This is a genomic window from Chitinophaga sp. YR627 (genome assembly GCF_900114995.1).
In the GTDB taxonomy this organism is placed as follows: domain Bacteria; phylum Bacteroidota; class Bacteroidia; order Chitinophagales; family Chitinophagaceae; genus Chitinophaga.
Genome location: NZ_FOUX01000001.1, coordinates 587771 through 607181, shown reverse-complemented (window position 1 = coordinate 607181; position 19411 = coordinate 587771). Strand labels below are relative to the sequence as shown.

17 protein-coding genes are annotated in these 19411 nt (G+C 45.8%); 10 read left to right on the top strand and 7 right to left on the bottom strand.

Annotation, left to right across the window (positions count from 1 at the left end; all coding sequences use genetic code 11):
* Nucleotides 1-48 precede the first annotated feature (48 nt).
* Nucleotides 49-1410, bottom strand: coding sequence for an exosortase N (gene xrtN / locus BMZ72_RS02055; RefSeq protein WP_089804754.1), 1362 nt, complete (start codon nucleotides 1408-1410; stop codon nucleotides 49-51).
* Nucleotides 1403-3913: an XrtN system VIT domain-containing protein gene (locus BMZ72_RS02050; RefSeq protein WP_218155190.1), complete on the bottom strand. Its 2511-nt coding sequence runs from the start codon at nucleotides 3911-3913 to the stop codon at nucleotides 1403-1405. Before BMZ72_RS02050 ends, xrtN begins: the two co-directional genes overlap by 8 nt.
* Before the next feature lie 237 nt (nucleotides 3914-4150).
* On the opposite strand from BMZ72_RS02050, the gene BMZ72_RS02045 reads away from it, so the two are divergent.
* Genes BMZ72_RS02045 through BMZ72_RS02020 form a run of 6 tightly spaced genes read left to right on the top strand, consistent with a single transcriptional unit; the run spans nucleotide 4151 to nucleotide 10599 of the window.
* Nucleotides 4151-4432 carry a DUF427 domain-containing protein gene (locus tag BMZ72_RS02045; protein WP_089804750.1) on the top strand — a complete coding sequence of 94 codons (282 nt, stop codon included), beginning with the start codon at nucleotides 4151-4153 and terminating at the stop codon, nucleotides 4430-4432.
* A gap of 25 nt (nucleotides 4433-4457) precedes the next feature.
* On the top strand, nucleotides 4458-5840 hold the full coding sequence (locus BMZ72_RS02040) for a mercuric reductase (RefSeq protein WP_089804748.1): 1383 nt from the start codon (nucleotides 4458-4460) through the stop codon (nucleotides 5838-5840).
* 43 nt (nucleotides 5841-5883) lie between these two features.
* Nucleotides 5884-6870 (top strand): ABC transporter ATP-binding protein, encoded by a 987-nt coding sequence (locus tag BMZ72_RS02035; protein WP_089804746.1) that lies wholly within the window; start codon nucleotides 5884-5886, stop codon nucleotides 6868-6870.
* A complete protein-coding gene (locus BMZ72_RS02030) occupies nucleotides 6845-8413 on the top strand; it encodes an ABC transporter permease/substrate-binding protein (protein ID WP_089804744.1) in 1569 nt (522 codons plus the stop codon). The genes BMZ72_RS02035 and BMZ72_RS02030 overlap by 26 nt, the downstream gene beginning before the upstream one ends.
* Nucleotides 8414-8425: 12 nt before the next feature.
* Nucleotides 8426-9577, top strand: a complete 1152-nt coding sequence (egtB, locus tag BMZ72_RS02025; RefSeq protein ID WP_089804742.1) for an ergothioneine biosynthesis protein EgtB — start codon at nucleotides 8426-8428, stop codon at nucleotides 9575-9577.
* 29 nt (nucleotides 9578-9606) lie between these two features.
* Nucleotides 9607-10599: an L-histidine N(alpha)-methyltransferase gene (locus tag BMZ72_RS02020; protein ID WP_089804740.1), complete on the top strand. Its 993-nt coding sequence runs from the start codon at nucleotides 9607-9609 to the stop codon at nucleotides 10597-10599.
* 71 nt (nucleotides 10600-10670) lie between these two features.
* Here BMZ72_RS02020 and BMZ72_RS02015 read toward each other — a convergent pair whose 3' ends face one another.
* Nucleotides 10671-11159: a DinB family protein gene (locus tag BMZ72_RS02015; protein ID WP_089804737.1), complete on the bottom strand. Its 489-nt coding sequence runs from the start codon at nucleotides 11157-11159 to the stop codon at nucleotides 10671-10673.
* 104 nt (nucleotides 11160-11263) lie between these two features.
* Between BMZ72_RS02015 and BMZ72_RS02010 the strand changes: the two genes are divergently transcribed.
* Complete coding sequence (locus BMZ72_RS02010) at nucleotides 11264-11824, top strand: TetR/AcrR family transcriptional regulator (RefSeq protein ID WP_089804735.1); 561 nt, start codon at nucleotides 11264-11266, stop codon at nucleotides 11822-11824.
* A 132-nt stretch (nucleotides 11825-11956) separates the two neighbouring features.
* Nucleotides 11957-13210, top strand: coding sequence for a beta-ketoacyl-ACP synthase II (gene fabF / locus BMZ72_RS02005; RefSeq protein ID WP_089804733.1), 1254 nt, complete (start codon nucleotides 11957-11959; stop codon nucleotides 13208-13210).
* A gap of 16 nt (nucleotides 13211-13226) precedes the next feature.
* On the opposite strand, the gene BMZ72_RS02000 is transcribed toward fabF, so the two are convergent.
* Entirely contained in the window at nucleotides 13227-13454 is a 228-nt protein-coding gene (locus BMZ72_RS02000; protein ID WP_089807167.1) for a DUF3820 family protein, read from the bottom strand.
* Nucleotides 13455-13866: 412 nt separating this feature from the next.
* On the opposite strand from BMZ72_RS02000, the gene BMZ72_RS01995 reads away from it, so the two are divergent.
* Nucleotides 13867-15021 (top strand): sensor histidine kinase, encoded by a 1155-nt coding sequence (locus tag BMZ72_RS01995; protein WP_089804731.1) that lies wholly within the window; start codon nucleotides 13867-13869, stop codon nucleotides 15019-15021.
* 21 nt (nucleotides 15022-15042) lie between these two features.
* Nucleotides 15043-15456, top strand: a complete 414-nt coding sequence (locus BMZ72_RS01990) for a response regulator (RefSeq protein WP_089804729.1) — start codon at nucleotides 15043-15045, stop codon at nucleotides 15454-15456.
* Here BMZ72_RS01990 and BMZ72_RS01985 read toward each other — a convergent pair.
* The 3 genes from BMZ72_RS01985 to BMZ72_RS01975 all read right to left on the bottom strand — a co-directional run bounded on the left by BMZ72_RS01985 (nucleotide 15451) and on the right by BMZ72_RS01975 (nucleotide 19402).
* Nucleotides 15451-16683 carry a hypothetical protein gene (locus BMZ72_RS01985; RefSeq protein WP_089804727.1) on the bottom strand — a complete coding sequence of 411 codons (1233 nt, stop codon included), beginning with the start codon at nucleotides 16681-16683 and terminating at the stop codon, nucleotides 15451-15453. The genes BMZ72_RS01990 and BMZ72_RS01985 overlap by 6 nt on opposite strands.
* A gap of 132 nt (nucleotides 16684-16815) precedes the next feature.
* A complete protein-coding gene (locus BMZ72_RS01980) occupies nucleotides 16816-17493 on the bottom strand; it encodes a DUF3823 domain-containing protein (protein ID WP_089804726.1) in 678 nt (225 codons plus the stop codon).
* A 19-nt stretch (nucleotides 17494-17512) separates the two neighbouring features.
* On the bottom strand, nucleotides 17513-19402 hold the full coding sequence (locus BMZ72_RS01975) for a RagB/SusD family nutrient uptake outer membrane protein (RefSeq protein WP_177222656.1): 1890 nt from the start codon (nucleotides 19400-19402) through the stop codon (nucleotides 17513-17515).
* Nucleotides 19403-19411 lie beyond the last annotated feature (9 nt).

The following is a 19411-nucleotide window of genomic DNA, read 5'->3' as shown; positions in this document are numbered from 1 at the left end:
TGCCTAAAGAACCAGACATCCTATACAAAGACTTCTTTATGAACAACTTTACAGATACGTAGATAACCGGTGCTTCTCAAGCAGATCTTTCACAGCCAGCTGCAATTCCCTCTCCGAAGCAGCCGTCACATTGACCAGGGAATAAGGATGCGCCCCTAACAGTGCATCCCAGCGCCATTGCAACTGACTGTTAGTAGTCACTACCCCATTATCGTACCACCAGGCCGTATAAAGCACATCCTTTTCCTGTTGTAACCGGGCAGTATAGATCCGGTGACCGTCAACCGGTGTTTCCTGTACCCGGTAAAAATTGTAACCGCTCCCCTTCCAGCAGATCATGGGATGGTGCTCTGAATAATACCCGTTGGGAATGTGTTTGATGTACACCAGCAGACGATCATTCTGCAACCTGATAATATCTCCGGGCAGCGTGGCCACCGCAAAACCAGGGATGCCCGCCGCTTGTTGTGTACCCGCATTTTCCGTTGCTATAAAAGACCTGAATACGAGCGCCAGCAATATGACACCCGCCAGTGAAACATTCAGCAATGACATTTTCAACGCAGAACGTAATACATAACGACGCCGGTGCGTCTGCTCCGGATAGCCATATCTGTTGCCCCCCCAACGGAGCAAAAACAGCGCAGGTGCGATTACATAGACCAGCAAACACAGGATACCCGCCACATCATGCAAAACCGTATCCGGCATGATATGAAACCACACCAGTAAGATAATACGCAGCAGATTAGACCCGATATTCAGTACCATAACAAGCAGCAACGCTCCAAACACCATACGCGCTGACAATACCTTCTGATACTTCTTCTGATAAAAGCCGATGATCATGATCGCGCACAACAGCGATGTGATCGTCATCTGTAAGCCCATACAGGCAGGGTCTACAGAAAACTCCGCGCCGTTCATGACGATCATATTTCCCTCTACACGGGTACCACCTCCCATCCGGCTTAACACAGTGCCTGCACATTTCGTCAGCACCAGCCGGATCGGAAAACTGAACACATCCGTCACACTTTTAAATAGAGGCGTGATGATCCCCAGCACCATCAGAGGCAAATGATTGATCCGTCCATAAAACGTTTCGGCAAGGAAAAGACACCCGCATACTGCAGCAGCCCAGAGTAAGGTCTTTGCCGGTGCCAGCAGATAAAGTAACAAAGGCAGGAGTGCCAGCAGGAAGAAACGGATCCCTCCTTTTTCGCTACGCTTAAAAGAGGTTACTGTCAGCAAGACCACTACTCCCAGTATACTGCTCACTGAAGACCAGTCATGATAGGCCCGGAGACCATAAAAAAGTATGAATCCATAACAACCGAAGAGCAACACCGGCCAGCAACGACCGGCGTATATCATCTTCAGCAGTATCTGATAGAAATGCTTAGCCATTTATCCAGTTAAATCGTTTTGAAAAAACAGTACGGTATTTCAATCCTATCAGGAGCAATACGGCCATAATGATCAGTACCCACTCGTGTGGTTCCGGTACAGCGCCTTTGTTCTGTATCGCTGCATTCTTCAGACTTCCATTACTGTCCTTAATATTAAAACGGTCATAGTCTGCCTGCGTTTCCAGAACGATCAGACTGGACAAAGGCGTCACGATATGCGCTTCTTTTGCTGCTGCGATCAGCGTATCCGCTGTTTCTCCCCCTGTCAGCAGATGTGGTCCCATCTCATGCATAATATGATTATAGGCAAATAAACGTTGCAGGTGATCAGGCGCAGTCGTACCACCTGTACCGGGTTGCGCCGTAATAACCATATCCGCCGCTTCAATCACCACACGCTGATCATTCTCAATATCCTGCGGGAAAACCCTGGCCTGTAGTAATGCCCGTAAGTGCCCCGTCTCTCCATCATCATAGCGGAAGGCGCGGCATTCTTTTAATGTACGCAGATAAGGGGATAGTTCTCCTCCCAGGTTGAACAACATCACATGATGTGATGCACCCAGCCATTGTTTCAGATCATTTGTAAAGGTGCAATCACCCAGGTCGCTTATACCCGGCGACTGCATAATGCTTTTGGTGATCACCAGGGATCTGTCAGGATCAGCGATCTTATGAAAAGGAAACAGGCTGAAACGCTGTACTGATAATCGTGCGAATAACTCATCTCTGTTAATGACCGTCATTTCCTGTAGTTTACCATCTGCATATACCCATACACGATAATTCTTTAACAGGGAAAACACCTCATTAACTTCAGCGGCAGTCCAGGCACTATTGATATCCAGGTAAGCAGTTTTAATATCCGCTTCTCCCTGCTCTTTCCTGTATGGCACAGCCGTATACGTCACATCCTTGTTACTAAAGACCTGATGCGCCAGCCCTTCATCTTTCAAAGACACTGCCCATAATTCACGATATCCGCCGGTATTCATGAGCGTTTGCTTACCCTCATGACCAAACGCCACTGAATAATTCAGGTCTACCGGTACCGTTTCAAACCGAACATCTACCTTTTCACGCGCCCCGGCAGCCGAAGGCCCTTTAAACGGAATATTACGATATACCAGCTGTCCATACTCCAGCGACAATGGGGCTGTAATACCAATCCTGAACTGACGCTCCTCTCCTCCCAGTACCGGGAAGACACGTACTGCTACCACATTCCCTTCCCGCCAGTGTACAACAGAAGGATCTCTGCGCTCATGACCCACAATGCTGGTATACGCGCTGTCCGCCTTTGCCTTTGTGGTCAGGATACCTTTCTCTTCCCTGTTATTGATCCAGAGAGAAAGAGAAGATACCACAGCACCTTCGGGCAACTGAAATCTGTAAATAGCTTCCTGCTGATTAAACCTGTTTTTCTCTCCGTCATTCTTTACACTAATGGTCTTTTCCGTATAGGCGAGGCGCAACGCAGGCCAGATCTGCGTGGCTGTCTGTACATGAGAGGTGACAAGATCTTCGTCTGACCACAGATGTAACTCTTTATCTGATTGATGATCATATAAGGTCTCCAATATGTGTGCACGATCCTCCCATGGAATGTAAAGCGTACCACCCAGACATGCAGAGATCATCACCAGCGGATCGTGCAGTACCGGCTCCCTTCGCGATCTTCCGAAAAGGTTATCTTCTCCCCAGTTATCCGGCACGGAAAAACCAATATCTGCCACCAGTACTTTCTGTGTAACAGGGTCAGTTGAAAGTTTAGATACAAGATTCACCCATTGCGGCAGACCATTGTCAATAGCGGAAGCATTATACTGTTTTTCGATCTCTACTACGCTCACCCGCCAGAGCAATGCATAAAACACTACAAATAATACCGTCGCGCCGATACCAGAGAAGAAAGCAATATCATAACTACGCCTTTGCTGACGACTCTTCCACCATACGCGGATCGTATACACACAAAGCAATAAAGGCAGGATCGCATGCAGGGGAATACCCAGTAAAAAGAACCCCATCATTCCATACAGACTAAAAGGGAATATATACACCGTCATATACAGGAAACAACAGAAAGACAGGCCCAGCAGAAAGAACATGCATAACCTGACCAATACCGGCAGGAAGCGCAGATAGGCGAATGCCAGGTAGTTTACCGAACAGAGAATAATGGTAATGGCAAACCAGGTAGCTGATCTTGCAAATACGGCAAAATAGCGGTTCAGGGAATAGGCACTCACCAGAAATATCAGCAGAAATAGTATCATCAGGGGCAATCCGTCTCTCCGCTTTCTTAAACGCCCGCTGATCAGCAGTGTAATAAAATAGGCACAGGTAAAGAAATGATTGGCAAAGAACCAGGCTATATATTCGTCCTCTCCTTTTGGCGGTATTACCTCACCGATGCAAAAAAAGATCAGCGTTAACACCAGTACAACCACCCCGAAATTGTACATATTATCCTTTAACCGTGTTTCCAGAATTCTCAAAGGTATGGATTGTCCTTTCATAATATAAAGCACTTTGAATTACAAAGAAGATTTATCTAAAAAAAGCCCGGTAGGGCATTATGTGATCTTACAATCACTTTGAAATACAAAGTAAGTAAAAGAAATTGATCCGGGCAAATTCCAATTCAAAAAAAAGTCCTATCTTCTGATTTGCCATATAACACCCCATGGTATAATATTTGGGCCTGTAATCATAACACATTAAACGACAACACGATGAAAGCAATCTGGCACAATGAGGTTATTGCGGAAAGCGACAAAACGGTGGTAGTCGAGAACAATCATTATTTTCCTCCGGCATCAGTAAAACTGGGATTGCTGAATCCTTCAAACACACATACAAATTGTGCCTGGAAAGGAGAAGCCTCTTATTACGATGTCAATATCAAAGGTAAAGTCAACCACGATGCAGCCTGGTACTACCCTGCGCCAAAACAGGCGGCAGAGAACATTAAAGGCTACATCGCGTTCTGGAAGGGAGTAGAAGTCATAGAATAAGCATAGTAAACGCAAAAGCTGAGTTATGAGAAAATTTGATGCAATTGTCATTGGCTCCGGCCAAGGTGGTGTTCCTTTGGCTAAAAAGCTGGCTAAAGCCGGCTGGCAAACAGCCATAGTAGAGAAAAGATGGATCGGCGGTACCTGTATCAATGACGGCTGCACGCCCACCAAATCAATGATTGCCTGTGGCGCTGCTGCCCATGTCATTGCAAACAGTCAGGAATGGGGTATCACTGTTAGCGATTTTAAAGTTGATCTTGAGAAGATTGTCCAGCGAAAGAACAAAGTAGTGGAATCCTTCCGCGGAGGTGCCACAAAAGGAATGGAGAAAACAGAAGGTTTGTCCATTATATACGGGGAAGCCGTATTCACCGGCGAAAAGACCCTGAAAGTAGCCCTGAAGGATGGCGGAGAAGAAGACATCACAGCGCCTCATATCTTTATCAATACCGGCACACTTCCCAAAGTCCCCCCTGTTCCCGGTCTCGATACTGTAAAATATCTGACCAATACCAGCATCATGGAACTCACCAAACTGCCCTCACACCTTGTGATCATGGGCAGCGGATATATCGGACTGGAATTCGGTCAGTTATTCCGCAGATTGGGGAGTCAGGTAACCATTATTGATAAGGGCAAACAATTGTTAAAATATGAGGATGAAGATGTTGCTGCCGCTGTAAAAAAAGTAATGGAAACTTCCGGTGTCACCATGCACACCGGCGCAAATATTCAAAAGGTAGAACAGATAGGTGATACCATTCGTTTACAACTCACTGCCAACGGTGAAAACCTTGCCATCACCGGCTCTCACCTGCTTGTAGCAGTAGGACGTACGCCACAATCTACTTCACTGCAGCCTGAAAAAGCAGGCATTGCATTAGATGATAAAGGCTACTTCAAAGTGAACGATCAGCTGGAAACCAATGTACCAGGTATCTATGTACTGGGCGATGTAAAAGGCGGACCGGCATTCACCCACATTTCATACAACGATTACCTGATTTTGTACAAGAGATTGGTAAATAAAGAGGATACATCTATTAAGGATAGACCCGTACCTTACTGCATGTTTACCGACCCTCAGTTAGGACGTATCGGACTGACCGAAAAAGCGGCAAAAGAAGCAGGATATGATGTGAAAGTAGCCTGCCTCGATATGACGCGGGTAGCCAGGGCCATAGAGACAGGTAACACACAGGGATTTATGAAAGCTGTTATTAATTCTAACGATGATAAATTACTGGGAGTTGCTATCTTGGGCCCCGAAGGAGGAGAAGTGATGTCTGTTATGCAGATGGCAATGCTCGGAGGAATCACAGCTAAACAGCTGAGAGAAATGATATTCGCGCATCCGTTGTATTCAGAATCTATTAATAACCTCTTTATGACATTGGAAAAATAACCTTGCACAATGTGCGGATTAAAATCCTCAATGAATCCCGGCCATGATAAAGCTTGAACGTGTCAACAAATCTTTTCAGAACGGCAAGCCTGCTGTCAGTGATGTGTCTTTCGAGGTCAATACGGGAGAAACCCTCGTACTGCTGGGTACCAGCGGAAGCGGGAAGACTACTACCCTGCGTATGATAAACCGGCTCATAGCGCCTGATAGCGGAAAAATATATGTGAATGGAGAAGCCGTTACCGCTCAGGAAACTACTTCGCTTCGTCGTAATATCGGCTATGTCTTACAGGATAATGGATTGTTTCCGCACTATACGGTCGCAGAAAATATCGGTATTGTCCCCTCTTTACTCAAATGGGATAAAAAACGCATAGAAGAAAGGACCCGTACACTGATGGAAAAATTACACCTGCCGGCTGACGAATACTATGATGCTTATCCGCAACAACTAAGTGGCGGACAACAACAGCGTGTCGGGCTCGCCCGTGCCCTCGCAGCAGATCCTCCGGTATTACTGATGGATGAACCTTTTGGTGCGCTGGACCCCGTAACAAGGGCCAGTGTCAGAAACGAATTCCGCTCATTAGACGAGATCAGCAATAAGACCGTCATCATGGTTACACACGATGTACAGGAAGCCTTTCAACTAGGCGATCGTATCTGTCTCATGGATAAAGGAACTATTCAGCAGACCGGTACGCCGGCTGAACTGCTGTTCTCTCCCGCCAATGAGTTTGTTACACAGTTTTTCCGGGAGCAACGTCTGCTGCTGGAACTGAATGCGGTAAAGTTATCAGACATCCGAACACTGTTACCAACAGATCATGTCACAGAAAAAGTATCGTTCATTTTACCTGAAGATGCCTCCTGCTGGGATGCCCTGGAGCAGATGACCACGCTTTCCGCGCCCGTGTATTATTCTTTTGATGACAAGCTCATTCGCATAGACAGCGCCGCGTTGATGCAGGCATTTACACAATACAAGCAAACTATCAGCAGCAATGGAAGATCAACCCGGCTTTCCTGAATTTGTACAACAACAGGCCGGCAAACTGCTGGAACAAACGTTGCAACATATCGGGCTAACATTTATTTCTTTACTGATCGCAGTCGTCATCGGTGTACCGCTGGGAATACTGATCACGCGTAAGAAAAAGCTGGCAGGCGCTATATTAGGTATTGCGGGCGTCCTGCAGACCATACCCAGTATCGCCTTACTCGGTTTCATGATCCCCTTACTGGGCATCGGGGCAAAGCCAGCGATCGTAGCACTCTTTCTCTACGCACTCCTCCCTATTATCAGAAATACCTATACTGGTATTCTGCAGGTGGATGCTACCGTGATCGATGCAGCAACAGGCATGGGGATGAGTCAGCAGCAACTGCTTTTAAAAGTACAACTGCCACTGGCTATGCCGGTCATACTGGCGGGCATTCGCACTGCCACAGTGATCAATGTCGGCGTCGCTACACTGGCGGCCTATATTGCAGCAGGAGGTTTAGGTGAATTCATCTTTGGGGGTATCGCACTCAATAATACCAACATGATACTGGCAGGTGCTATTCCGGCTGCCTTATTGGCGATATTGTTTGACACGGGTGTGGCACGGCTGCAAAAACTACGGATGAGAAGCGTCAAAACGGCATTGTACATCTTACCTTTTTTGTTGCTCATCTTATCGTCTTTTTACCTGCTGCCCGCGGCCTATGGCAGTAGCCTCGTAGCCGGATTTACACCTGAATTCATGGGTCGTAAAGACGGTAATCTGGGCTTAAAACAGGTATACGGACTCGATATGCGCACCGTCGTGATCAGCGATATGATCATGTACAAAGCGGCTTACGAGAAAACACTGGATGTGATCAGCGGCAGCAGCACAGACGGCAGGGTAAAGGCTTTTGACCTCCAGGTGCTGGAAGATGATAAACATATCTTTCCGCCTTACTATGCAGCCCCCATCGTACGCCAGGCCACACTCGATAAGTATCCTGAACTCGCGCCCGCATTAAATAAACTATCTGGTATAATTAATGATAGTGTAATGACTGAACTGAACTACAAGGTAGATCACCTGAAACAGGATCCCGCACTTGTAGCCAGTGATTTTTTAAAAGCTAAAGGATTATTACAGCCTGCCAGAAAAGGCGCTAAAGGAACAGTTGTCATCGGTGCTAAAATATTCGGGGACGGCTACATTCTTGCCAATATGTATAAACTGCTGGTAAACGGGTACACTGACCTGGAAGCAGTCACAAAAACCGGCCTGGGAGGCACTAAAATCTGTTTTGATGCACTCACCAATGGACAAATAGATCTTTACCCGGAATATACGGGTACCGGTCTGTTAGTCATTTTACAGGCAGACAAAACTGTTATCGACAGTCTGATTGCGGACAAACAAAAAGTATATGACTACGTTTCAACCGCCTTTATGCAACAATACCAGATCAGATGGTTACCGCCTATTGGCTTCAACAATACTTATGCATTAATGATGCGCAAACAGCAGGCAACAGAGCTGCATATCACATCTATATCAGATCTAAAGGAATATTTACAGCATCACTAACCACGAAGGTATATGCAATTGAAAAATGATTTTAACACCGTGCGGAAAAGGTCCATGCATATCTGCGCGCCCCTGAAAACAGAGGATTATGTGGTTCAACCTGTCGTTGATGTGAGTCCGCCGAAATGGCATCTCGGACACACTACCTGGTTCTTTGAAACATTTCTGCTGAAACCGCATTTCCCGGATTATAAAGAATTTGATCCGAACTATAATTTCGTATTCAACAGTTACTATGAAACAGTAGGCGCCCGCGTAATACGCACGGATAGAGGCAACTTAAGCCGCCCCGCTGTGGAAGACGTGATGCGCTATCGTGAGCATGTCGATAAAGCCATGCAGGCGTTCCTGGACACACCGCTGTCCGACGAACTCAAGACATTGGTAGTACTGGGCCTTAATCATGAAGAGCAACACCAGGAACTACTCTATACGGACATTAAGTTCATCCTGGGTCATAACCCGCTGATGCCGGCTTATTCCGATACACCAGCCGATAACTACATCGCACCTGCGACAGATAAACCATTTGTAGAAATGGAAGCTGGCCTGTACGATATCGGTTATAAAGGGGATGGTTTCTGTTTTGACAATGAATTGGGCAGACATACCGTCTATCTCCAGCCATATAGCATCGCTTCACAACTGGTGACTAACGGAGAATACCTCGAATTCATGGAAGCAGGTGCTTATACCGACTTCCGTCACTGGCACGCAGAAGGCTGGGACTGGGTAAAGACAAATGAAGTAAAAGCACCGCTTTACTGGCACCATGTTGATGGAAAATGGCAACATTATAACTGGCAGGGACTTCAGCCAATAAATGAAAATGATCCGGTTTGTCACATCAGTTATTATGAGGCCACCGCTTATGCCGCATGGAAAGGTTTACGACTGCCAACTGAATTTGAATGGGAAGCAGCATCGGCACAATTTTCCTGGGGACAAAGATGGGAATGGACAGAGAGTGCATACCTCCCCTATCCGGGTTTTGTAAAAGCACCCGGTGCTATTGGTGAATACAATGGCAAATTCATGGTCAGTCAGATGGTACTGCGTGGTGGTTCGGAAGTAACGCCTCCCAATCATAGCCGCGCTACTTACCGGAACTTCTTCCATCCTTCATTGAGATGGCAGTTTACCGGTATCAGACTGGCAAAATAAATTAATCTTATTACTCTAATCATAACATTATGGCCACCACCTCTGTAATGCATACGGTATTAGTTCCTGTCAAACAGGACCAGCAGGAGATCTTTTTACAGGATGTGATCCGCGGACTCAGTGCAAAAAACAAGTACCTGGACTCCAAATATTTTTATGATGCCGAGGGCGACCGCCTCTTCCAGGAGATCATGCGTTGCCATGAATACTATCCGACCAACTGCGAAATGGAAATATTGCAGGAACAGTCAGCTGCTATCAGCCAGACCATCCTCTCTTATACCAATCGCTTTGACGTAGTGGAACTGGGCGCAGGTGATGCGACAAAATCCATACACCTGCTCAGGGAATTACTGAACACCGGTAAAGATTTTACTTACTACCCTGTTGATATATCCGGCAATGTGATTACTCAGCTCGAGCAATCCCTGCCCGCCCAGTTACCGGCACTAAAAGTACATGGTTTACATGGTGAATACTTTGACATGCTGCAGGAAGCCAATGTGCTGTCAGATAAAAACAAAGTAGTACTCTGCATGGGCGGTAACATCGGTAATTTTACACCGGCAGAAGCAAGAAAATTCGCCCGTCAGCTAAGGAACTACCTGCAACCGGGAGATCTGGTGATGATCGGCTTCGACCTGAAAAAACATCCACAGATCATACTCGACGCTTATAACGACAGCGCAGGGATTACAAAGGATTTTAACCTTAACCTGCTGAAGCGTATTAACCGCGAACTGGGAGGTAATTTTGATATCACGAAGTTTGACCATTATCCGACCTACGATCCCGGTACAGGAGCCTGTAAAAGCTACCTGGTGAGCCTGGAAGAACAGGATGTGACTGTCGGCGGACAAACATTCCATTTCGGTCTGCACGAATACATATACATGGAGATTTCCCAGAAGTATGACCTTGAAACAACAGAGCAACTGGCTGTACAGTCAGGCTTTGAAACGGTTGCTAACTTCTTCGATAATCGTAAATGGTTTGCAGATAATATGTGGCTTTGCGTATAATGCAGAAAAATATAAGAGGCTGTTCGCTTATTAAAGTGAACAGCCTCTTTCTGTTTAATGAATCTTCTTCCCTATTTCCAGGCCCCCAGCAGTCTTCTGAGTACAATGATCTCTCCGGTATGATAACTGGTATGATCTGCGATCAACATTGCTTCCCGTAACAGATGCTGTCCATCTCCATGCGCAAATGGTTTATACAGATCCACATCAGGATCATTTAACAGCGCTACGAATTCTTTCAGATCACTTTTAATCTGCGCCAGACTATGCTTCCAGGCAGCTTCGTCTTTCGGGGCCTTTTCCTTCGGCCAGTATCCTTCCGGCCAGTCGGGAGATGTATGTTTTGCATCACGGGAAAATTCAAGAATATCCCATTGGGTAATGCGGATATGTTCTACCAGTTGCCAGATACTATAAGGCATTCCTTCAGGCACCTCTCCCCTGAGTGCAGCAGGCAAACCTTTTACTGCATCCTCGAAGGTGGCATGTGCATGTCCTCCGGTAAGGAACTGCTCTAATGTCTTTACGATCTCTTTATCATGATTACGCGCTGTAGTCATATTGAAGACAATTTTACGTGATAATAAATGTACAGATATGCACCAAAAGAGTGCCAGTTGAAAATATTTGCTTACTTACTTACAAGTAAGTAATTTTGCTTTCTATGCAGGACACAAGAGAGAAAATTATCGCTTTGGCAGATCAGCTGATCAGGACTAAGGGTTACAATGCCTTTAGTTATAAAGACATATCTGACCCGCTGGAGATAAAAAATGCGGCCATTCACTATCATTTCCCTACCAAAACCGACCTGGGTGTGGCGGTGGTAGACTTTGAAACTGAACGTTTTAAGGAGCATACAGCCAAATGGTCCGGCATGCCGGAAGATAAACAGCTGAAACAGTTGTTCGAGACATTTAACAGAAAACACAAAGAGGGACTGGTCTGTCTGATGGGTACCCTGTCACCTGACTATAAGACCTTCCCCGAATCCTTACAGGAAAAGGTGACAGAAATGTCAGCAGCTTTCGCCAACTGGACCTCCCAATGCCTCGAAAACGGGCGGAAAAAGGGGTTCTTTGCATTTGATGGCGATGCTTATGACAGGGCATTACTGGTACTGAGTAATCTCCTCGCATCGCTGCTGATGAGCAGGGTCATGGGACCAAAAACATATGGTAAAATAAGTGGTCAGTTATATAAAGACCTCCTGAAGAAAAATTAAGAATTATCAATTAAGAATTAAGAATTGGTGAGCCTTCCTATATAAAAGGACTCCCATAATATCCAATTCGTAGTTCTTAATTCGTGTACAATTCTTAATTCATAATTTTTAATTCTTAATTAAACAAGATACATGCAAACACTTAAAAGAGCAGTCATCACCGGCCTTGGCGCACTTACTCCGATTGGCAACAACGTGGCTGATTTCTGGAACAACCTGGTAGCAGGTAAGAGCGGAGCTGCACGCATTACGAAGTTCAATCCGGATCCATTCAGGACGCAGTTTGCCTGTGAACTCAAGGATTTTAACCCGGCCAGTGTACTGGACCGCAATGATATACGCAAGACAGATCCCTTTACACAATATGCACTGGTGGCTGCTCAACAGGCAGTGACTGATTCCGGACTGGATTTCTCAAAGATGGACCCATTTGACAGTGGTGTGATTTGGGGCTCCGGACAAGGTGGAATGCTCACCTTCGAAGAACAGGTAAAGGAATATACTGTGGGCAATTATGTGCCACGTTTCAATCCTTACTTCGTACCTAAGCTGATCGCCAATATGGCCTCAGGTATGATCTCTATCCGCTTCGGACTGATGGGTATCAACTATACCACCGTATCAGCCTGTGCAACGTCTAATACAGCTATTATGGATGCACTCAACTACATCCGTCTTGGTAAGGCAAAAGTGATCATCACAGGTGGTTCTGAAGCACCTATTACAGAAGCTTCCGTAGGTGGTTTCTGTGCGATGAAAGCAATGTCTACCCGCAATGATGATCCGGCAACAGGTTCCAGACCGTTTGATACAGACAGAGACGGTTTTGTGATGGGAGAAGGCGCTGCAGCACTGGTAGTGGAAGAATATGAGCATGCAATAGCCAGAGGCGCACATATCTATGCTGAACTGGTAGGTGCCGCCATGACAGCAGATGCTTATCATATGACAGCCACACATCCGGAAGGAAAGGGAGCCTTACAGGGCATGAAATTAGCCTTGAAAGATGCCGATCTGGAACCAACAGACGTTGATTATATGAACGCACATGCCACCTCCACACCGGTAGGCGATCTGAGCGAACTGGCAGCCATCAGAAGCCTGTTTGGAGACGCACCTGATCATTTATCCATCAGCGCTACGAAATCCATGACCGGACACCTCCTGGGAGCTGCGGGCGCCATTGAAGCAATTGCTTCGATCCTCAGTATAAAAAATGGAATTATTCCGCCAACTATCAATACGACACAACTGGACCCTGCTATACCTGCAGGCTTACAGATCGTGCTGAAAGATGCAATACATAAGAAAGTACGTGTGGCGATGAGCAATACATTCGGTTTTGGAGGTCACAATGGTATTGTGGTATTCAAAGAATTGAACTGATCATTGATCATAGCAACTATTTCCCTTTAAGGGGAGTGAGCAGCCCCGTAAGGCCGTTCAATTTTATCTCATAGACCGTCGCCAGTAACATCCCCAGTTTACCATCCGGAAACCCCTTCCGCTGGAACCATTCCAGATAGGAAACAGGCAGGTCGCACAGCAATACATCCTTGTATTTACCAAACGGCATTTTCATTGTCACCAACTGCTGAAAGATCTCCCGGTCAGGTTGTGCGAATTCCATGATTAATTGATTTAAAGTCTGTTCCGATCGCAAAGATAGGCGCAAAAACACCTTGCGCCGAAAAAAGTTCATTTATTTTTCCCATTCTCAAATCCATAATCACAGGCCATACGTATGTACCAACATCAATTATAATAATTCTATATCTGTTTGATATAGCAGCAGCATTCTTTGAGGGGACAATTTTTTTAACGGGACAATATTATATGTGTTTTTGACAGCTTGCTTTCAATAGCTGTTATCGGTATGCTTTCACCTATACTTATATAACATAATTAGTCTTTCTTTTCGTTTTGCAGTGTTGTAAACTTTTTGATTAAACATCCCCCCAGAAGAGTGGTTATTTCAGAACATCCGGTTACAGCCCTCAGTGGCTGTAACCCTTTTTTGTGAGGTAAGGAGAAGTAAGAACATGAACAGGAGAAGCGCACTACGTAAACGACTTCAGGATTCAGAACAAGCGTTACGGGCAGCCAGGCTGGAATTAAAACAAACCCGGGACAACTACCAGAACATGGTAGAGGAAGTGAAAGACTATGCCATATTGTTACTGGACATAGACGGTAACATCCTCAATTGGAATAAAGGAGCTGAGAAGATCAAAGGATATACAGCCAGCGAGATCATCGGACAAAACTTCCGCTTATTTTATACGGCCCGTGACAGAGCCAGTCTGGTACCGGAACAACTCCTGCACTCCGCAGTAAAAGACGGCCGGGTACAACATGAAGGATGGCGGGTACGAAAAGACGGAGCACTCTTCTGGAGCAATGTGACCATCACGGCCATGCATAACCGGGAAGGACAGGTCACCGGTTTTCTGAAAATAACACATGACCTCACCGAGAGGAGAATGGCAGAAGAAAACAGCCGCCTCTACACGGAAAAACTTGAAATAAAGAACAGCGAACTAGAACAATTCACCTATATTGCCTCGCATGACCTGCAGGAACCTTTACGTTCTATCAGCAGCCTGGCAGAAATGATTTCAGACCAATATCAGGGCAAACTAGACGAGACAGCAGATACCTACCTGCATTTTATATTACAGTCCGTGAACCGCATGAGTCAGCTGATCAAAGGACTGCTTGATTATTCCCGCTTAGGGAAAGCAGAACTGGACCCCCAGGTAGATTGTAATGTGATCATGGAAACAGTGCTGGCCGACCTGCAATCAGCGATCAGAGACAGTAACGCAATCATTAACGTAAAACAGCTACCTGTACTGAGTGCTTACCCGATGGAACTGAAACTCTTATTTCAGAACCTCATCAGTAATGCCATTAAATTCAGAAAGAAGGACCAGCAACTGTATGTAAACGTTTCAGCCTGCCTGACCGATGATGGCTGGATCTTCGAATTCCAGGACAACGGCATCGGTATAGATCAGCGATTCAGTGATAAGATCTTCGAAATCTTTCAACGGCTGCATAGTAAATCAGCTTATGAAGGGACCGGCATCGGTCTCGCACACTGTAAAAAGATTGTCGCCATGCATAACGGCAGGATATGGGTCGACTCTATTCCTGGTGAAGGCAGTAAGTTCTATTTTATTATTTCGGTATAACCAACCAACCACTAACCCGGCATGAACAGGAAACTCAACTCCATTTTGCTCATCGAAGACGATGAAGCAACTAATTTTATTAATCAGATGGTCATAAAACGTCTGGATTGTACGGACCATGTACATATTTCATGGAATGGCGCCGACGCCCTGGATTATCTGAAAGGTTGTGTGGAAAGAGCTTCCTGTCAGCAACCCGAACTGATACTGCTCGATATCAATATGCCAGGCCTTAATGGTTGGGAATTCCTGGATGAATATGAGAAACTGCAACCCGAAGAAAAAGGAAAGATCGTCGTGGTCATGCTTACCACCTCACTCAATCCGGAAGACAAACACAGAGCCAGCCTTAATCCCAGCGTTGCCGGTTTTAAAAATAAACCCCTCACCCCTTCCCTGATGAAAGAGATCTTGAAACAATACTTTCTGTTATAGCCAGCCCCGCTCCTTCCAGGCAGCGATCGTAGCACCGGTTGCACCACATTCGCGCAGCACATCCTCAAAATCCTCCATTTCTACACTCCAGTCTACCGCATAAGCAGCAAACTCGTCGCTTACAGGTATACGCCCGAATAATTTATTCGTGGTCAGTATATGCGCTACTTTACGCAGCATCAGAGCCCCCATATCCCACTTCTCTTCCTTACTGATGATCTTGATGAGCTGTGTAAAAGGACGCTCAAATTTCTCACGATTGACCTCCAGATAGGCATGGTCCAGCTCCGTAGCTAAGAATATCAGATCAAAAATATCTTCATCTGGATGCTGCCGGGAAATCTGTCTTGTCACAGCTACTGAACGTGGCGATAAAGAAGGGATATAAGTATCCGCGTAGTGATAATTCAGTTCAAGCAAAGACAATGGCGTTTCTACTTCCTGCTCTTCCAGCGTATCGACAATAGCAACCGCCATATTCTCCGCAACAGTGCTCATAAGGGATTGTATATCCAGATTAGTGTCCGGCCTCACATACGCCAGCTCATTCTCTCCGTTTTCATACACCATCCTGATCTCATCAAGAATACCATCATCCCCGTACCTGTATAAATTCTCGTACTTGATCTCCCCTACGCCCGGCACAATTCCCAGACAATCCGCCTTCGCAATACGGCCGTCGATGATCTCATACTGTTCGATATTACAGAACAAAGAATGCTCATAACTCTCAATGCTGCTCATCTTTTCCTCAGCGGTCATATCAGCATATTCTTCCCCAATGCCTCTTCCATTCACCATTAATGACTGATAAGCTATTTTCTGACCATTTTCATCAAAGCGGATGCGTTTAATGCCGGAGGGTATCTGCGTCTCAAGATTGTATTCTATATACTCCACCCATTCTTTACCGTACGAATAATAACCTGCCCAGAATACATTGTTAGCCGGTTTCCCATAAGATGTATAACAGGGCATTCCGTCTTCCGCAAGACCATAAAAGTGATAATCACCTAACTCACGTACATTTCCTACCGGGAATATCTTTTCATCTGGCTGTAAAAAAGCGGGAGTACCATAATCATCGAGATCGTACCTGTAACCTGGGATATATTTTTCAGTGGCTATTTGAGTTTTAAATTCCTGTAAAAGGTCAAATTCAACAAAGGCTTGTTTCCATCGGGATAGGATATTCTGCTTCAATAAGTCCAGGTACATCTGCGGCATTTTGAATAAAATTAATATTTTAAAATAAAAGATGCTACTTGGTTTGTTCAATTGGTTTACAGATCATTACAAAGCCCACCCGAAAGATATGATCTTCCAGGTGGGCCCGTTATTTATGATTATGAGTCCTACCTATTCAATTTTAATGGGTTGCGAGTAAATATGCTCTGCAACGCCTGCTGTCTTGACACTTACACGTGCAAAGAAAAATGATTGCCCCGAAAGGCTGCCTGGAATTGTCAGACTGACAGTAAGCGGCGCATTGATATCCGTAATATCGCTTCCGTTGACCGCCACAGATCCCAGGTTGTTTACGGCGTCAACTATATTTGTTTTACCCACAAACAATGTTACTGATTCAAGTGTACCGCCATTGGCTATTTTCCCAATAGAGCATGTGCCGGTCACCGTCGTGCCTGATTTGCTGATTGTCGCATTCTTGATCACAAAATAAGGCTGTACCGGCACCTCTACCACCGTATTACCATTGACGGTTACGTCAATAGAGTCGGTATTATTCACCCATGGTCCGTTACCTGGCAGGCGGACCAGTTTGTAGGTACCATTGAACAAAGAGGCGGAGAAGGTACCGTCCTGCGCTACATAGACAGGTATTTTCGTGAACAGCTCAAAACCGTGCTGCCAGAGTTCCAGTTGCACACCATTTGAGCGGAGGCCCACTGCTTCTTTATCGTACACCACTTTACCGGTAAGTATGGAAGACGGCTTTTCGTAGTTGTCTTTCTTACAGCCATTCACCATCAACAGCAGCAACAGTGTAATGACGTATGATGATATTAATCTGATCATGTCAGTTCGTTTTAACAGGTTAATGGAATGGATTTTTTACAATCTTCGGGTTGTTGTTCAGCACCGACTGATTGATGGCAGTATAATAGTTGCCCAGTCTGAAAAAGCGGGGCGCCCTGAAACGGGGTGCAACCATCTTCACAAATACATACTTGCCATCCCTCGCAGCATCTCCCGGCCGGATCACACGATAAGGATACAAGGCATAGATCATGGCATCCGGACTGGAGGTACTGCCATTCCATACCTTATCCGCCGTTCTCCAGCGTTTAAGATCCCATAACCGGTGATCTTCGAACGCCAGCTCTACCCGGCGCTCATTGCGGATACGATCAATTGTCAGTGTTGTCAGACTATTAGGACCAAAACCCGCTCTTTCGCGCAGCGTATTGATATAAAGCAAAGCATCTCCTGTCAGTCCCAGCTCAAAAGCAGCCTCTCCCGCATTCAGATAAATTTCACCCAGCCGGAACCACACCCACCATACATCACTCTGTACACCACGGGTACTGGTCTTGTCATTCGCATCGATAAACTTACGCAGATAGAAACCCGTATTGGACACCTCCTGGATAGAACGATGCGGACCAGAAGTACCCGTCAGCAACTTACCATCCGTGTAAGTGGTACCCAGGTCACTACCCTCCACGATATCGTAAGCATTACGGCCGGCATTCCATACCAGCACGCCCGCCTGAATAGATACCGGCAGACTCTTAAAAGACGTACCCGGATAGATGACCGTACCATACAACCGTGCATCTTTATTGGTGAAGATATCTGCTACACTGTTGTAGTAGATATAGTCTGTATTGTCAGCAGTACGTGTTTTTAGTGCGCCATTTGTACCATCTTTGTATTCATAGGCTTCTACCAGGTTCAGCGAAGGAACGACAGAAGAAGAGCCCAGATTATCTTCTCTGATACCACGCGCAATATTGTCATAAGAGAACACATGCTTACGGGTAGGTAGCAGAAAGTCTTTCACAAAGATCACTTCCCTGTTATTGGCCTTCTTCGTGACTGCTTCATAGAAGTTCTCTCCCAGATCAGGATTGTTCTTATACAAAGTATAAGGACCACTGTTGATGATTTCTTTGGATGCATCCAGTGCCTTCTGATAGTAGCCAGTAGCCATGGAAGCCGGAATACCTACTTCTCCACCTGCCGTTGTGATAGGCGCTGCCATAAGCCCATTATATTTTGCCAGCGATCCTGCATATAACATGGCCCTGCTCTTTAATGCAAGCGCCGTGTATTTATTGGCGCGGGTAGTACTACCGTCATTGCCGATCAGATCTTTGATCGCATCTACTTCTGAAGCAATAAAATCATAGACATCTGATTCCTTTGCACGTGGTTGCTGGAGATTTTCCACGTTACCGGAGTAATCATACACCAGCTGTTTAGTGACAAGCGGAACGCCGCCCAGTCTTTTCACCAGGTTGAAATAATTCAGTGCGCGCAGGAAACGTAGTTCAGCGGAATACTGTTTCTTTGAAGCCTCTGACAGCTTTAAGCCATATTTCTCAATGTTCTCCAGCGCCAGGTTAATATCCCTGATGTAGGTGTAATTCCAGAGATACCAGCTGTCATAGCCATAGGAAGTGATGTTATTACGGCCATCTTCATTGGATTGACCACTCCACATTCCCTCATCATAGTTCGCCAGATTACGCCATTGAAAAAGCCGTCCGTCAGCGCCCTCATTATTGACGTCTGTCAAACCGCTCTCCGCAGGTATCCTGTCATAAAAGTTCGCCAGCAATGCGACGATCTGTTTAGGATCATTCCATACCTGCTCATCAGAGAGGATGGTGCGTGGTTCTCTGTCCAGCCAGTCTTTCATACAACTGGTCAGCAGGAACAGTCCCGTTGCCATCAGGCAGTATATATAAACTCGTTTCATGATTAGCGG

What these genes read in the sequence shown, in the direction of transcription:
- xrtN (WP_089804754.1), bottom strand. Translation starts at nt 1,410, where the DNA reads ATGGCTAAGCATTTCTATCAGATACTGCTGAAGATGATATACGCCGGT.
- BMZ72_RS02045 (WP_089804750.1), top strand. Translation starts at nt 4,151, where the DNA reads ATGAAAGCAATCTGGCACAATGAGGTTATTGCGGAAAGCGACAAAACG.
- BMZ72_RS02040 (WP_089804748.1), top strand. Translation starts at nt 4,458, where the DNA reads ATGAGAAAATTTGATGCAATTGTCATTGGCTCCGGCCAAGGTGGTGTT.
- BMZ72_RS02035 (WP_089804746.1), top strand. Translation starts at nt 5,884, where the DNA reads ATGATAAAGCTTGAACGTGTCAACAAATCTTTTCAGAACGGCAAGCCT.
- BMZ72_RS02030 (WP_089804744.1), top strand. Translation starts at nt 6,845, where the DNA reads ATGGAAGATCAACCCGGCTTTCCTGAATTTGTACAACAACAGGCCGGC.
- egtB (WP_089804742.1), top strand. Translation starts at nt 8,426, where the DNA reads ATGCAATTGAAAAATGATTTTAACACCGTGCGGAAAAGGTCCATGCAT.
- BMZ72_RS02020 (WP_089804740.1), top strand. Translation starts at nt 9,607, where the DNA reads ATGGCCACCACCTCTGTAATGCATACGGTATTAGTTCCTGTCAAACAG.
- BMZ72_RS02015 (WP_089804737.1), bottom strand. Translation starts at nt 11,159, where the DNA reads ATGACTACAGCGCGTAATCATGATAAAGAGATCGTAAAGACATTAGAG.
- BMZ72_RS02010 (WP_089804735.1), top strand. Translation starts at nt 11,264, where the DNA reads ATGCAGGACACAAGAGAGAAAATTATCGCTTTGGCAGATCAGCTGATC.
- fabF (WP_089804733.1), top strand. Translation starts at nt 11,957, where the DNA reads ATGCAAACACTTAAAAGAGCAGTCATCACCGGCCTTGGCGCACTTACT.
- BMZ72_RS02000 (WP_089807167.1), bottom strand. Translation starts at nt 13,454, where the DNA reads ATGGAATTCGCACAACCTGACCGGGAGATCTTTCAGCAGTTGGTGACA.
- BMZ72_RS01995 (WP_089804731.1), top strand. Translation starts at nt 13,867, where the DNA reads ATGAACAGGAGAAGCGCACTACGTAAACGACTTCAGGATTCAGAACAA.
- BMZ72_RS01990 (WP_089804729.1), top strand. Translation starts at nt 15,043, where the DNA reads ATGAACAGGAAACTCAACTCCATTTTGCTCATCGAAGACGATGAAGCA.
- BMZ72_RS01985 (WP_089804727.1), bottom strand. Translation starts at nt 16,683, where the DNA reads ATGCCGCAGATGTACCTGGACTTATTGAAGCAGAATATCCTATCCCGA.
- BMZ72_RS01980 (WP_089804726.1), bottom strand. Translation starts at nt 17,493, where the DNA reads ATGATCAGATTAATATCATCATACGTCATTACACTGTTGCTGCTGTTG.
- BMZ72_RS01975 (WP_177222656.1), bottom strand. Translation starts at nt 19,402, where the DNA reads ATGAAACGAGTTTATATATACTGCCTGATGGCAACGGGACTGTTCCTG.